Source organism: Streptococcus timonensis (genome assembly GCF_047463455.1).
Taxonomy (GTDB): Bacteria; Bacillota; Bacilli; order Lactobacillales; family Streptococcaceae; genus Streptococcus; species Streptococcus timonensis_B.
Genome location: NZ_JASHDV010000002.1, coordinates 325542 through 339275 on the forward strand (window position 1 = coordinate 325542; position 13734 = coordinate 339275).

The 13734-nt window shown below is 39.6% G+C and carries 16 protein-coding genes; 3 read left to right on the plus strand and 13 right to left on the minus strand.

The annotated features are described in order from the left end of the window. Positions 1 to 16: 16 nt before the first annotated feature. Complete coding sequence (locus QM847_RS04810) at positions 17 to 1066, minus strand: ABC transporter permease (RefSeq protein ID WP_414354207.1); 1050 nt, start codon at positions 1064 to 1066, stop codon at positions 17 to 19. Then, positions 1063 to 1794, minus strand: coding sequence for an ABC transporter ATP-binding protein (locus QM847_RS04815; RefSeq protein ID WP_414354208.1), 732 nt, complete (start codon positions 1792 to 1794; stop codon positions 1063 to 1065). Before QM847_RS04815 ends, QM847_RS04810 begins: the two co-directional genes overlap by 4 nt. A gap of 67 nt (positions 1795 to 1861) precedes the next feature. Between QM847_RS04815 and QM847_RS04820 the strand changes: the two genes are divergently transcribed. The 3 genes from QM847_RS04820 (at position 1862) to QM847_RS04830 (ending at position 3305) form a co-directional block, all read left to right on the plus strand. Then, a complete protein-coding gene (locus QM847_RS04820; protein WP_414354210.1) occupies positions 1862 to 2272 on the plus strand; it encodes an HIT family protein in 411 nt (136 codons plus the stop codon). 9 nt (positions 2273 to 2281) lie between these two features. Next, positions 2282 to 2566: a hypothetical protein gene (locus QM847_RS04825; protein WP_414354212.1), complete on the plus strand. Its 285-nt coding sequence runs from the start codon at positions 2282 to 2284 to the stop codon at positions 2564 to 2566. 85 nt (positions 2567 to 2651) lie between these two features. After that, the gene (locus QM847_RS04830) at positions 2652 to 3305 is read left to right on the plus strand and encodes a hypothetical protein (RefSeq protein WP_414354214.1); all 654 of its coding nucleotides are present in this window, start codon (positions 2652 to 2654) and stop codon (positions 3303 to 3305) included. 52 nt (positions 3306 to 3357) lie between these two features. Here the strand turns inward: QM847_RS04830 and dnaJ are convergent, their stop codons facing one another. The 11 genes from dnaJ to mraY form a co-directional block, all read right to left on the minus strand. Next, on the minus strand, positions 3358 to 4494 hold the full coding sequence (dnaJ, locus tag QM847_RS04835; RefSeq protein WP_414354216.1) for a molecular chaperone DnaJ: 1137 nt from the start codon (positions 4492 to 4494) through the stop codon (positions 3358 to 3360). Positions 4495 to 4868: 374 nt separating this feature from the next. Then, a complete protein-coding gene (gene dnaK, locus QM847_RS04840; RefSeq protein ID WP_414354217.1) occupies positions 4869 to 6692 on the minus strand; it encodes a molecular chaperone DnaK in 1824 nt (607 codons plus the stop codon). 298 nt (positions 6693 to 6990) lie between these two features. Beyond that, positions 6991 to 7506, minus strand: a complete 516-nt coding sequence (gene grpE, locus QM847_RS04845; protein ID WP_414354218.1) for a nucleotide exchange factor GrpE — start codon at positions 7504 to 7506, stop codon at positions 6991 to 6993. Between the two features lie 26 nt (positions 7507 to 7532). Next, the gene (gene hrcA, locus QM847_RS04850; RefSeq protein WP_414354220.1) at positions 7533 to 8567 is read right to left on the minus strand and encodes a heat-inducible transcriptional repressor HrcA; all 1035 of its coding nucleotides are present in this window, start codon (positions 8565 to 8567) and stop codon (positions 7533 to 7535) included. 165 nt (positions 8568 to 8732) lie between these two features. After that, on the minus strand, positions 8733 to 9239 hold the full coding sequence (locus tag QM847_RS04855) for a DUF2812 domain-containing protein (protein WP_414354222.1): 507 nt from the start codon (positions 9237 to 9239) through the stop codon (positions 8733 to 8735). Between the two features lie 21 nt (positions 9240 to 9260). Then, the gene (locus tag QM847_RS04860; RefSeq protein ID WP_414354224.1) at positions 9261 to 9836 is read right to left on the minus strand and encodes a DUF2812 domain-containing protein; all 576 of its coding nucleotides are present in this window, start codon (positions 9834 to 9836) and stop codon (positions 9261 to 9263) included. Further along, positions 9836 to 10156 (minus strand): PadR family transcriptional regulator, encoded by a 321-nt coding sequence (locus QM847_RS04865; RefSeq protein ID WP_414354225.1) that lies wholly within the window; start codon positions 10154 to 10156, stop codon positions 9836 to 9838. The genes QM847_RS04860 and QM847_RS04865 overlap by 1 nt, the downstream gene beginning before the upstream one ends. Positions 10157 to 10277: 121 nt before the next feature. After that, positions 10278 to 11624 carry a type I glutamate--ammonia ligase gene (gene glnA, locus QM847_RS04870; RefSeq protein WP_414354227.1) on the minus strand — a complete coding sequence of 449 codons (1347 nt, stop codon included), beginning with the start codon at positions 11622 to 11624 and terminating at the stop codon, positions 10278 to 10280. Positions 11625 to 11659: 35 nt separating this feature from the next. After that, positions 11660 to 12016, minus strand: a complete 357-nt coding sequence (gene glnR, locus QM847_RS04875; protein ID WP_414354229.1) for a transcriptional repressor GlnR — start codon at positions 12014 to 12016, stop codon at positions 11660 to 11662. Positions 12017 to 12098: 82 nt separating this feature from the next. Then, positions 12099 to 12620 carry an FUSC family protein gene (locus tag QM847_RS04880; protein ID WP_414354231.1) on the minus strand — a complete coding sequence of 174 codons (522 nt, stop codon included), beginning with the start codon at positions 12618 to 12620 and terminating at the stop codon, positions 12099 to 12101. A 132-nt stretch (positions 12621 to 12752) separates the two neighbouring features. After that, on the minus strand, positions 12753 to 13733 hold the full coding sequence (gene mraY, locus QM847_RS04885) for a phospho-N-acetylmuramoyl-pentapeptide-transferase (protein ID WP_414354233.1): 981 nt from the start codon (positions 13731 to 13733) through the stop codon (positions 12753 to 12755). Position 13734: the final 1 nt, after the last annotated feature.

A 13734-nucleotide genomic window follows, 5' to 3' on the forward strand; every position in this document is an offset into this window, starting at 1 on the left:
TCTACTAGTTTTTAACCTATTCGTCAACCAATCTACCAAGTTGGTAAGGTATATAAAAATACTTGAAAGCTAAACTGATTCCAACCATGACAGGAAGGGCCAACTTATCGTTTATGACAATAATTCCAACCATACTTTCCAACAATAAAACAATGATTCCTATAGCTGAAACAATTGCTTTTAATCCTTTTTCTTTTTCTCCCTTTTCTAAAGGAAATAACTGCGTAAGATATTGATAATCAAAAGCATGATAAAGGGCAAGAAGTTGGAAAATTAAAAGATAGTTAAACAAAGAAACTATTGCAATAGCAATCCAAGACTGATCTATAAAAATCAAAGCCAGGATTGACAAAAGTAGAAGACGGATGCTTAGAGCAAATAGATCACCATTACGAAGATAAGAACGAAGATAAAGATTTTGCCAAATTTTTCCAGGGACTTTAGCAAGTGTTCTTAATAGAAAGTCTAAATAAGCTCGACGTTTAACACTGTTTGAAATTCCTTTAACTTGTGTAAATAGTGCAAAGAATCTAAGAAGAATTTGCTTTCTTTTGTTTTCTTGAAGAATCAGTAAGTCCCAGTCTAGTCCATTTTCCCTAAAAAAAGAATTTGCTTTTCTTTGAAAAAGCCAGTATTTCCCTGCCCCCATCATCAGTAGATAGAGTGCAAAAATTGGTAAACCAATCCCCATCGCTAAGAATAATGGCGCTAATAAGATTAAAAGAAAAGTCTGTACACTGAGCCAAAAAATAAATGATCTAAAGCTTTGCTTTTTGATGTGTTCTTTCACATCTTCTTCAGCAACGATGAGAAATAGTTTATCAGGTGCTTCTAGATAGGTTGCAATTCCTCCCCATACTAGTATGAGACCAGAAATAATCGCCAGTAAAAAAACAAGTGGCAGATGATTCTCAGGAAAATTTTGGAGAAGTTGATTGTACTGAAAAGCTAGAAAACCTAATAAGACCAGTAAAAATAAAACAAAATGATCATTGAGCACATATTTAAGGTAGCCTATACATTCCTTGCGAAAAATTTGCTTTCGCTTTAGAAACAAGTCTTTCATAGTTCCTCCTCTTTGGTTAAGGCCAAATAGATATCGTTGAGACTTGCCTCTGGCATATCAAAAGCTTGGCGTAGTTGAAGAAGATCTCCTTTAGCTCTTACCTGTCCTTTGTGTAAAATTACAAAAGAATCACACATTTTTTCTGCAGAATCAAGAACATGGGTACTCATGAGAATCGATTTTCCCTTTTTCTTTTCTTCTTCTAAAAGCTGAATTAAATCCGAAATCGCTAAGGGATCTAGACCTAGGAATGGCTCGTCTACTATAAAAAGACTCGGATCTACAACAAAAGCGCAGATAATCATAACCTTCTGTTTCATCCCTTTAGAAAAATGAACGGGGAACCAATCTAATTTCTGATCCAAACGAAACATCTTCAAAAGAGGTTCTACTCGTTCAAAAGCTTGTTCTTGCTCGATACCATAGGCCATAGCAACCGTCTCAATATGCTCTCTAAGAGTCAATTCCTCATATAAACTAGGAGTTTCAGGGATATAACCAATTTGCTGACGGTATTCACGAGGATTAGCTCGTAAGGTCAGGCCATCAATGTTGATTTCCCCGCTATAAGGCGTCAACAGTCCAATAATTTCGTTGATAGTAGTCGATTTACCAGCACCATTTAGTCCAATCAAACCAACCAATTTCCCACTTTCAACTGTAAAAGATACATCCTTTAAGACAGGGACATGAACATAGCCTCCTGTCAGGTTTTTTATTTCTAACATATTTTCTCCGAATTTGGTATAATGTAGCTATATTATATCAAAATTTAAGTCAGTAGAGGTGCTTTTTATGTCAGATTGCATTTTTTGTAAAATCATTGCTGGAGAAATCCCTGCATCTAAGGTTTATGAAGATGATCAAGTTCTTGCTTTTCTTGATATATCCCAAGTAACGCCCGGACATACCTTACTTGTTCCGAAAGAGCACTACCGTAATCTCCTAGAAATGGACCCAAATAGTGCTAGTTGCCTCTTCGCTCAAGCTCCGGTCGTAGCGAAAAAAATTATGGTTGCTACCAAAGCGTCCGGTATGAACATCATTTCTAACTGCGAAGATGTCGCTGGTCAAACGGTCTTTCATACCCATGTCCACCTCGTTCCTCGTTATAGTGCAGATGATGACCTCAAACTTGACTTTATCGCTCATGAACCTGACTTTGACAAACTTGCCCAAGTCGCTGAAACGATCAAAAACGCTTAAGGAGTTGCTATGAAACTATCTAATTTACTACTTTTTGCCGGTTCTGCTCTAGGCAGCTACCTTCTTACAAAGAACCGTGAAACCATTACCGAAGAAGTTAGCGATACTAGTTCACGAATCGAATCCATCAAAGACGACCTAGATATTATCCAAAATAGTCTTGAAGTCATTAACCAACAAAAAGAACAAATCAAGGAATACCAAAAGGATTTGACCTACAAGTTTAAAGTCTTGGAAAAAGATATCCAAACAAGACTCACTGTACTAAGAGAAATGCAGGAAGAAAATCAATAAGGCAAAGAAAGTCTCCTAGTTTCCTTATATCCTCTTAAATCCATTTTGGGTTACCAATTCCTAACAGAAAAGGGAGGGAATAAAATTGAAACAATTTTTAAAAGTTCTGATGCGAGTGGTCCTGATTATTTCTGGTTGCTTCTGTCTTCTTGTCGCCCTAGCATTTCTAATACTGTCCAATCTTTTCAAGGCCTCACCGAGTGACATCCGAGAAGGAAATGAAGCCTTAAAACAAATCTTTATCTCCCTTGACATGCCTCCTGAGAAAGTAGAATCAAATGGAAGTTATCAATTCGAGGGCGGGGGCTTGGATTTTTATGTGACTTTCTCAGACCAGGTTATCAATAGCCACCCCGTCCTTAAAGAAAGTCCAAACCTCACTAAAAACCGACTCAAAGTCTATGTTCTACAGACAGGAGATATTTCTTACTATAAAGTAGGGGATAACTTGTTCAATCACGGTTTATTGCAATTTTTAGAGAAAGAAAGTAGGAATTATTTACAAGAAATCGGAAAGAAACCAAATCCTAATTACTCAATTCTATATTGGAAGGATCAGGAGAGCCTAAAAAAGGGTGTCGCATTCTATGAAAAAGCGTTGACCCTGGTAGATCTTCAGGATAATTCGGCGATTAAGCATATTGATACTGTCACCGTGAAACCTGGTAAAGAAGCGGAAATCAAGCAACTGATCCAGGAAATGGATGAAGCTGGCTTGCTCACTCATAGACCTGAATAGCAGGATTTTTCTCAAACAAAACACAAAAAAGAGCCTCATGGCTCTTTTTGTTTTATTCACCCTCGAAGGCATCTTTTATATGGTCAAAGAAGCCTTTTTTCTTTGGATGTACTTTTAAATCACCCGCAGCTGCGAATTCTTTCAAGGCTGCTTTTTGACGTTCATTAAGTCCCGTTGGAGTAACCACGTTAACCGTTACATATTGATCTCCTACTACACCACCTCGAAGACTTGGAGCTCCCTTGCCACGTAGGCGGAATTTTTTACCAGTCTGCGTTCCTTCTGGGATGACTAACTCAACATCCCCATGAACTGTTGGAATATCTACTGTATCTCCAAGGGCTGCTTGAACAAAGTTTAAGTTCAAATTATAGAAGATTGTTGTCCCTTCACGCTCAAACTTATCGCTTGGTTCAACCGAAACGACTACATACAAGTCTCCATAAGGACCACCGTTAAAACCTGCCTCCCCTTGACCAGCTAGACGAATTTGTTGACCAGTTTCGACACCTGCTGGAATTTTTACATGGACACTATGAGCTTGTTTTTCATGACCTGTTCCATGACATGTTGTACATGGATCTTTGATTTCTTTTCCACGACCGTGACAGACATCACAGGTTACTTGGCGACGCATCATACCAAGCGGTGTTTGAGTATCGACGTTGATAACACCAGAACCGTGACAGCGTCCACAAGTAACTGGACTTGTTCCAGGTTTAGCACCTGATCCGTTACAAGTACGACAGCTTGATTCACGATTGTATTTAACTTCTTTTTCTGTTCCGAAAACAGCTTCTTCGAAGGTCAAATTAACTCGGTACTGGAGATCATCACCTTGACGAGGAGCGTTAGGATTGCGTGAAGCGCCACCTCCGCCGAAGAAACTTGAAAAGATATCCTCAAATCCACCAAAGCCACCTGCTCCGTCGAATCCACCGAAACCGCCTGCTCCACCAAAGCCACCGTTGGCTCCAGCCGCACCATATTGGTCGTAAGCAGCACGCTTCTGTTCATCACTTAAGGTCTCATAAGCTTCTTGAACTTCCTTGTACTTTTCCTCAGCACCAGGCTCTTTATTGATATCTGGGTGATATTTTTTAGATAATTTCCGATAGGCTTTCTTGATTTCATCTTGAGATGCATCTTTCGAAACGCCCAAACGGTCATAAAATTCAGTATTGTTCATAATTCAAGATACAAAGGGCGTCAAACGGACACAGCCATCTAGGAGTTTTGACGACGGACGCTTGCGTCCTAGAAAAAACTATCTTTTTGGCACAGTCCGTAGCCCGTGTTCAATTAATCGAACACTCTTTGTTCCTTTCTATTAGTATTGCGAAACGAACTAAAATATTAGCATCGTTCCATTTTACCGAAAAACAGAGGCTGGGTTGCAACCTCTGGATTTCTTACTATCATTACGACGTTCAAAAACAAAATCGATTATACTTTGTTTTTGAACTAGTAAGGCTGAATTGAGTTTCGGATTAAAGGAATCCTCAAATCTCGGAACCTTTCTTTATTTCAGGAGGTTCCGCTAAAACAATCCACTGGATTGTTTTACTTTTCAGTAAACTCTCCGTCTACGACGTCATCGCCTGTGTTTCCTGTTGCTTGTGCGCCTTCTGCTCCTGCTTGAGCTTGTTGCGCTGCTGCGGCTTGTTCGTAGAGTTTCACAGCTAGTCCTTGAGCTTTTTCGTTCAAGGCTTCAAGTTTTGCTTTCATGTCGTCCAAGTTATTGTCTTCTTGGGCTTTCTTAAGCTCCTCAAGGGCAGCTTGAGCAGCATCACGTTCTGCATCGAAGCCTTTGCCTTCAGTTTCTTTGATTGTCTTTTCAGTCGCAAAGATAGCTTGGTCTACTTCGTTACGAAGGTCTACTTCTTCTTTACGTTTCTTATCTGCTTCAGCGTTTGCTTCTGCATCTTTCATCATGCGGTCGATTTCTTCGTCTGTCAAACCTGAGTTTGATTGGATAACGATTGTTTGTTCTTTTTGAGTTCCAAGGTCTTTCGCTTTAACAGATACGATACCGTTCTTATCGATGTCGAAAGTTACTTCGATTTGAGGAATTCCACGAGGTGCAGCTGGAATATCAGTCAATTGGAAGCGTCCAAGAGTCTTGTTATCTGCTGCCATTGGGCGTTCACCTTGAAGAACGTGGATATCAACGGCTGGTTGGTTGTCTGCTGCAGTTGAGAAGACTTGTGATTTAGATGTTGGAATAGTAGTGTTGCGGTCGATGAGTTTTGTAAATACTCCACCCATTGTTTCGATACCAAGTGACAATGGAGTTACGTCAAGAAGGACAACGTCTTTGACGTCACCAGTGATCACACCACCTTGGATCGCAGCACCCATGGCAACTACTTCGTCAGGGTTCACTGATTTGTTTGGTTCTTTACCAGTTTCAGCTTTAACAGCTTCTACAACGGCAGGAATACGAGTTGAACCACCGACAAGGATTACTTCGTCAATATCTGACAAGCTCAAACCTGCATCTGAAAGGGCTTGACGAACTGGAACTTTTGTTCGTTCTACAAGGTCACGAGTCAAATCATCGAATTTCGCACGAGTCAAGGTCATTTCCAAGTGAAGAGGTCCAGCCTCACCAGCAGTGATGAATGGCAAGCTGATTTGTGTTGAAGTCACACCAGAAAGGTCTTTCTTCGCTTTTTCAGCTGCGTCTTTCAAACGTTGAAGAGCCATCTTGTCTGTTGACAAGTCGATACCATTTTCTTTCTTGAATTCTGCTACCAAGTAGTCGATGATTTTTTGGTCAAAGTCATCACCACCGAGTTTGTTATCCCCTGCAGTTGCCAATACATCGAAGACACCATCACCTAATTCAAGGATAGATACGTCGAATGTACCACCACCAAGGTCGAATACCAAGATTTTTTCTTCTTTGTCAGTCTTATCCAAACCGTAAGCAAGAGCCGCTGCAGTTGGTTCGTTGACGATACGTTCTACTTCAAGACCAGCGATTTTACCAGCGTCTTTAGTTGCTTGACGTTGAGCATCGTTGAAGTATGCAGGAACTGTGATAACTGCTTTGGTTACTTTTTCACCAAGGTAGTCTTCAGCGTAGCCTTTCAAGTATTGAAGGATCATAGCTGAGATTTCTTGTGGAGTGTACTCTTTACCGTTTGCAGAAACTTTTTCAGAAGTACCCATTTTAGATTTGATAGAGATCACTGTATCTGGGTTTGTTACTGCTTGACGCTTTGCTGCGTCACCAACGATGATTTCACCGTTTTTGAATGACACTACAGATGGAGTTGTGCGGTTTCCTTCTGGGTTTGCGATGATTTTTGATTCAGTCCCTTCAAGAACTGCTACTGCTGAGTTTGTTGTACCTAAGTCAATACCGATAATTTTAGACATATGTTTTTCTCCTTAAATTTTATATTCTATTTTTGATTTTTCTTAATATTCCCCTTTAGTGGTGGGGACGTGAGCAACTCCCTTCGGGATTTCATCACTTATTTTTGAGCCTATTGTCTCAAAAATCCCCTGTTTCAGTAGCACAAGCTACTGAAACTTTAACCACAGCAGGAAATATTTTCCTTGCAAGCCTCCGGCTTGCCTCTTATCTTTCTTTCATAGTTTAGTGTCATTTCGGACAAGTAATCTATTATGTTACGACACGAGGAGTCGGAACCACAGATTTCTGACTTATCGCTTAGTTATATACTACTACCATAGCCGGTCTTAGGATGCGGTCATGGAGTTTGTAGCCTTTTTGGAAGACTTGTGCGATGGTATCTGCTGGATGGTCATCATCAGCTGGAACCGTTTGGATGGCCATGTGGTAATTATGGTCAAATTCTCCGTCTGCTGGAATTTCTTCAATTCCTTCTTCTTTCAGAGCATGTACCAAACTTTCTTGGACCATTTCCAAGCCCTTCTTCACATCATCTGTCAACCCTTCAACAGCAAGGGCACGTTCTAGGTTATCCAATGATGGCAAGATTGCTTTTGCCAAATCTTGGCTGCGATAACGTTGCAAGAGTTGGCGTTCTTCGTTGGCACGGCGCTGAATGTTTTGCATCTCTGCATGAGCTCGAAGATATTTGTTTTCAAATTCTTCGGCACGTTCATTTGCCAAGTCCAGTTCAGACTTCTCAGGAGTTGTTTCTTCAGCTGTTTCCACAACTTCCTCTTTTTTTACTTCTTCATTTTTTATATCTTGGGCCATTTTCGCCTCCTTTAATGATTTCAATCTTAATTCACTTCATAGTGATTACTGCTGAGATAGCGGTAAAAATCCGTCAACTTCATGGTTAGAACTCGATTGACAACATTGAGTTGATTGACCAATTGTTGATAATCCAGATTTACCGGACCTATAATCGCAAGAATTCCAAATCCACGATAGGGAATCAGGAACTTACTGCTAATCACTGCTAAGTCAGCAAGACAAGATTCTTGGCTATCCGCAACTCGGACACTTTGCATCTGGTCGCCAATCAGATTCTCTCGAATTTCCAAAGCTACTTTTTGTGGCTGATCAAAAAATTGATAGGCCGCTAAATTAGCAAAATTCAAAAGATTGACTTTCCCAGAAACCACGATATTTTCATTGAACATTTCTTTGAAGATATGTTCGACGAGATCCATAACGTTGTCCGTCGTTGTAAAGTAACGTTGGATAATCTGCGGGATCTCTGTCCGAATCTTGTAGTGAATATCCAGAACTGTTTGCCCTAAGAAACGTTCCTGAATCATGGTCTTAAGTCTGTTTAAATCTTCCTGTAAAAAATTTCTTGGAATTAAAAACTGACTTGTAACTGTTCGTGACTCATCTAGGGTAAATACAGCTAAAGCGGTATGTTGTCCGAGGACAACAATATCAAAAGCTGTCAGCTTCTGCCTACTTGGTTCAACATCCAGTGCTACAACCGTACAACCACTCAAGTCTGACAAGATTTTCGTTGCCTCTTGAAGGATATCCTCAAGCTTGAAGAACTCCTGATCAAAAGCTTTTACAATCTCATAAACTTGATTCTCAGCTAAACGGTCGAAGGACAAGGAGTGTTTGACATAGTATTGAAATCCAGCCACACTCGGCATCCGACCACTGGAAGTATGAGCCTTTTCAAGCAAACCTTGCTTTTCTAGAGCTGCCATATCATTTCGAATGGTAGCACTACTAGAGTTGATAGACTCTTGCAAGGCCTTAGATCCAACAGGTTCGTGCGTTTTGGTAAAGATGTCAACAATCAGATTTAAAATATTCTGCTGACGTTCTGTAACCATCTTGTCACTCCTCTCTGTCAGATTTTTTAGCACTCTGTACATCCGAGTGCTAACTTATGATTCTATTATACACCCTTAAAAGAGAATGTCAAGACAAAAACTCAAAAAATTAGCACTCTTTTGTCAAGAGTGCTAAAAATCGGTCTGAAGACCTAGAAACTATTGTTAACCAACCAGATATTTCCTTCTAAGTCTGTAAAAACTATAGATTAGATAAGTAATCATGAGAGCATATAGGGCAAAAATAAGGAAGAAAGACTGAGAGAGACTTTCTCGAAACAGACTCATACAAACAACTAGACCGCCAGAGATAGCTACTGTCGATGTACGAAACCTAGATTTCACATTTTCCCATCTAAGACGATTGTCCATGAAAGATTGATCATTTAAATCTACATCACAAGTTGCTTTTTGAAAAACAGTATAAGAACAATTTTCCACATATTCCCATCCTCTATCCTTAATATTTTGTAAATCTACCTCATTTTTTCTAAGGTTGCTAGTATTCCACACATGGTAAATCACATCATCTGGTCGGCATTCTTCAAAATAGAAAAAGCCAAAACGATTCGATTTAAATTTCCAACCTTTCAAATGCATCTCATGCAAATAATCTTCTACCTTATCCAAATCAAAAATGGTAAACATTCGAAATTGTACTTTGCTATTCATTGTCTAACCTCCAAAATGGTTTTATTTATCAGATAATTCTTTCCACTTTTGAAACAATCTCCAAAAAATATAAGAAATCTGAATCGCGGAAACTATCAATAAAGTACAGTCTATGATAACAATCAAAAACATTCCCCAACTGAAATAACTTCTTCCACTGAGTAACTTTGAGAAAACCGGTAGTAGCACTGAAAAGAGAAGCAAAACAGGAAGCATCCGCATTGTTAAAATCTTCTTGACCATTGCTAACTTCCCGGCCGCGTCATTATAAATTTCAAACTCGGCATCCGACTCAACTCCAGAATAAAGCTTTCTAAAGTAGGAAAAACCATTAAAGTCTGTAATATGCTCCCAGCCACAATCTTTAAACAGTTGTAAATAGGAAGCTCTCTCTGACTTTTTTATAGGATAAAAGTCCAACTGATAAACCACCTGCTCCGGTTGGCACTTTTCAAAAGTATACTTAACCGCAATTACTAAGCTAGAGTAACTTACTTCCTTAAGTTTCCAGCCCTCAGCATGCATTTCCCTGAGATAGAGAGCCTCTCTATCATAATCTGCAATGGTACAAGTCCTATAAACAACTTTCTTTTCCATCAAAGCTCCTCCCGACTATTTCTGTAGAGCCGCTCAATACGTTTCAACTCAATTTCTAAAACTTTTCGACCCAAGTCTGTTATCTGATAGATTTTACGTTTTTCCTCTTCTCGGTCAAAGGAAACCAAGCCATCCTTTTCCATCTTTGACAGGGTTCCATACATAGTTCCAGGACTAATTGATACTTGCGAATCTGTCATCTCTTTGACCTTTTGTGTAATACCATAACCATGGTTCTCCTTTTGCAGACAGAACAGAATATAAAAACCCGTTTCAGTCATGGGAAGGTAAACCCGTCTAATCTTATCTGTTAATTCCATTTAACCAGACCTCCAATTCAGTTCGATGTATCGCACCTCGTTATACAAACTATATCACACCTCGATATAAATTGCAAGAAAAAAAAAGATCGTCCTCTCGGACAATCTTTCTGATTTATCATTAGTAAAGATCTAGATAGTTATCAATTTCCCATTGTGACACAAAGGTTGCGTAGCTTGCCCACTCGATTCGTTTGGCTTCAAGGAAGCTCGTATAGATATGTTCACCAAGAGCAGCTTTAACTACTTCGTCTTCTGTCATAGCTTTCAATGCGTTGTGAAGAGTTGATGGAAGGTCAGTAATGCCAGCCTCTTTACGTTCTTCTGCAGTCATGATATAGATATTTTCTTCGATTGGCGCTGGGGCTTCGATTTTATTTTCGATACCATGCAAACCAACTTCCAAAAGAACAGCCATAGCAATATATGGGTTAGCCATTGGGTCAACTGAGCGCAACTCAAGTCGAGTTCCCATACCACGTGTAGCAGGAACGCGGACAAGTGGAGAACGGTTACGACCAGCCCAAGCAATATAGACAGGAGCCTCGAATCCTGGAACCAAACGTTTGTATGAGTTAACTGTTGGGTTCATGATAGCTGTATAGTTGTAGGCATGTTTAATTAAACCACCAAGGAAATGATAGGCTGTTTCTGACAACTGCATACCTTTTGGATCTTTTGGATCAAAGAAGGCATTATTTCCTTCCGCATCAAACAAGGACATGTTGCAGTGCATACCTGAACCAGCAATACCAAATTTTGGTTTGGCCATAAAAGTCGCATACAAACCATGTTTACGAGCAATGGTTTTTACAACAAGTTTAAAAATTTGAATTTTGTCACATGCACGAAGAACTTCATCGTACTTAAAGTCAATTTCATGTTGCCCTACGGCCACTTCATGGTGACTTGCTTCAACTTCAAATCCCATCTTAGTCAATACGTTAACAATCTCACGACGAGTGTTGTCAGCAAGGTCTGTAGGCGCCAAATCAAAGTAACCACCCTTGTCATTCACCTCGAGAGTTGGGTCTCCATTCTCATCAAGCTTAAATAGGAAGAATTCTGGTTCTGGACCAAGGTTGAAAGATTTGAATCCTACTTTTTCCATGTGATGAAGAGCTCGTTTAAGGTTGCTTCGAGGATCTCCAGCAAATGGCTCTCCTTCTGTTGTATAGACATCACAGATCAATCCTGCGACACTACCGTTCTCATCTCCCCAAGGGAAGACAGTCCATGTGTCTAGGTCAGGGTACAAGTACATATCTGATTCATTGATACGAACAAACCCTTCAATAGAAGATCCATCAAACATAGCCTTGTTTGACAAGACCTTGTCTAGTTGTTCATCTGTAGCAGGAATTTCGACGTTTTTCATTGTTCCCAAAATATCTGAAAACATGAGGCGGATAAAGGTTACATTTTTTTCCTTAACTTCACGACGAATATCTGCAGCTGTGATTGGCATGGTTTTTCTCCTTATATATGACGACTAGCGGTTGCCTAACCGCGACCAAAAGGTGATTGTTGAGAAGCAAAGCGGCTTTGTTGGAGAACCTCATTCCGAAGCGCCCGACGCACTTCAGTTTGACTAACTGGTTTTCTAGATTTCGCTTCACGTTCAGCATATTTTTTCTTGATGGCAGCAATGTTCAGACCTTCAGAGATATAATCTTTAATCTCCAACAAGCGATCCATGTCATTCAAAGAATACATCCGACGATTGCCTTCGTTGCGGTCAGGTTTTATCAACTCTTGATCTTCATAATAACGAATTTGACGCGCCGAAAGATCGGTCAACTTCATAACACTACCAATGGGGAAAACTGCCATATTGCGACGAAATTCTTTTTCCTTCATGTGCACTTCCTCTTCTTTCTGTCTATTATAGTCTAAAAAAAATCAATCGTCAATTGTTAATGTTATATCTTGTGACATTATTTTATTTTTTCTGTATAAAACTCCGCAAGCGATCAATATCATAATTTACTAGAATTGCTACAAAAACACCCATAAAAGTCTCAAAAACTCGAGCAAAAACGTACAAAACAGTCTCTCCGCTCGGAATTGATAGGGTAATAATCAGCATGGCTGCAACTCCACCAATAACTCCTGACTTATTGTTCATGGCAACATTTGTCATAATGGTTAACATGGTACATATTGGAACCACAAGGAGAGTCACCCAAAAGGCTCCATGGAAAAAGTTGTTCAAGAGAAAGAAAATCAGCGCATAAAAACCACCGATACTATTCCCTAAAATACGTGATGTCCCAAAGTGGACACTCTTATCAAAGTCTTCTCTCAAACTAAAAACGGCTGTCAAAGCTCCAATCTGAAGCCCCTTCCATCCAAAAAAACCAAAAATCATGAGGACCAAAAAAACAGCGATTCCTGTTTTAAAGGTACGCATCCCCAACTTGAACTTGCTTTTATCAAATCTATACTTTTTAAAATAACTCATCGTTCCATCTTTCTTTTTTTCCATTTTATCATAATTTTACTTTTTTGAGAAAAGGATTCGTCAATTGAAGAAAACAAGAACTAAAAAGAGAAGGGTATAAACCCTTCTCATTATCAATTCAATATTCTATTTTTAGAATAAATACATGAAAGCCAAGGTCATGAGGCTAGCAAGTAATCCCACTCCCCAGAAGAAGAAATCGACCTTCCACTCACTCCAGGCTTGACCTTTACCTGATAATCCACCCAGCTCAAAATGGTGATGAACTGGTGTCATCCGGAAGATACGTTTTCCTCCAGTCAACTTAAAGTAGGCAACTTGCATCATAACTGATGTTGTCTCAAATACATAAATGATTCCAATCAAGAGAAGTGTCCACTCCTGGTGAAGGGCCATGGAAATAGCGGCCAACATCCCTCCAAGAGCAAGACTTCCGACATCTCCCATAAAAACTTTAGCAGGCTTATGGTTAAAGACAAAGAAACCAAGAAGACCACCACTCATGGCAAGAATCACTAGGAGAATATCCAATTGGTTTTGTACATAAGCAATGACTCCATAGGCAGATAGGCTAATCACTACTGAGATACTTGCCAAGCCATCAATTCCATCAGTCAAGTTAACAGCATTTGAAAAACCAACTAACCAGAAGAGAGCAAAGAAAATGTAAAGAAAGCCTAAGTGCAATGGATAACCAAATACATTTAAGACATCCCCTCCTCTTTCATAAAAGAAATAGAAGATAACCCCTCCTACTAACTGAAGCAAGAGCTTTTGTTTCGGATTGAGACCTTCATTGATTTTACGAAAAACCTTGAGGAAATCATCCAAGAAACCAACCAAACCATACAAGACCAGGATAAATAGAATCATCCCTAGATTGTTGGTCAATTGATTGGTCAAAAGTGCAAATACAAAGCTGACTAAAACACCTACTATAAGGAAAACAATTCCACCCATTGTTGGTGTTCCAGCTTTTGCCTGATGCTGTTTGACATCCTCGTGCATCTGCTGACCAGTGATTTGTGCCTTACGATAAAAACGGATAAAGGCTGGAATTCCAATGACCGTTAGAATAAAGGTGCACACTCCAGCAAGGATAGAAATGATCATA

Bases quoted from the DNA above. Each gene is read 5' to 3' on its own strand.
- QM847_RS04810 (WP_414354207.1), bottom strand. From the start codon at position 1,066: ATGAAAGACTTGTTTCTAAAGCGAAAGCAAATTTTTCGCAAGGAATGT.
- QM847_RS04815 (WP_414354208.1), bottom strand. From the start codon at position 1,794: ATGTTAGAAATAAAAAACCTGACAGGAGGCTATGTTCATGTCCCTGTC.
- QM847_RS04820 (WP_414354210.1), top strand. From the start codon at position 1,862: ATGTCAGATTGCATTTTTTGTAAAATCATTGCTGGAGAAATCCCTGCA.
- QM847_RS04825 (WP_414354212.1), top strand. From the start codon at position 2,282: ATGAAACTATCTAATTTACTACTTTTTGCCGGTTCTGCTCTAGGCAGC.
- dnaJ (WP_414354216.1), bottom strand. From the start codon at position 4,494: ATGAACAATACTGAATTTTATGACCGTTTGGGCGTTTCGAAAGATGCA.
- dnaK (WP_414354217.1), bottom strand. From the start codon at position 6,692: ATGTCTAAAATTATCGGTATTGACTTAGGTACAACAAACTCAGCAGTA.
- grpE (WP_414354218.1), bottom strand. From the start codon at position 7,506: ATGGCCCAAGATATAAAAAATGAAGAAGTAAAAAAAGAGGAAGTTGTG.
- hrcA (WP_414354220.1), bottom strand. From the start codon at position 8,567: ATGGTTACAGAACGTCAGCAGAATATTTTAAATCTGATTGTTGACATC.
- QM847_RS04855 (WP_414354222.1), bottom strand. From the start codon at position 9,239: ATGAATAGCAAAGTACAATTTCGAATGTTTACCATTTTTGATTTGGAT.
- QM847_RS04860 (WP_414354224.1), bottom strand. From the start codon at position 9,836: ATGGAAAAGAAAGTTGTTTATAGGACTTGTACCATTGCAGATTATGAT.
- QM847_RS04865 (WP_414354225.1), bottom strand. From the start codon at position 10,156: ATGGAATTAACAGATAAGATTAGACGGGTTTACCTTCCCATGACTGAA.
- glnA (WP_414354227.1), bottom strand. From the start codon at position 11,624: ATGCCAATCACAGCTGCAGATATTCGTCGTGAAGTTAAGGAAAAAAAT.
- glnR (WP_414354229.1), bottom strand. From the start codon at position 12,016: ATGAAGGAAAAAGAATTTCGTCGCAATATGGCAGTTTTCCCCATTGGT.
- QM847_RS04880 (WP_414354231.1), bottom strand. From the start codon at position 12,620: ATGAGTTATTTTAAAAAGTATAGATTTGATAAAAGCAAGTTCAAGTTG.
- mraY (WP_414354233.1), bottom strand. From the start codon at position 13,733: ATGATCATTTCTATCCTTGCTGGAGTGTGCACCTTTATTCTAACGGTC.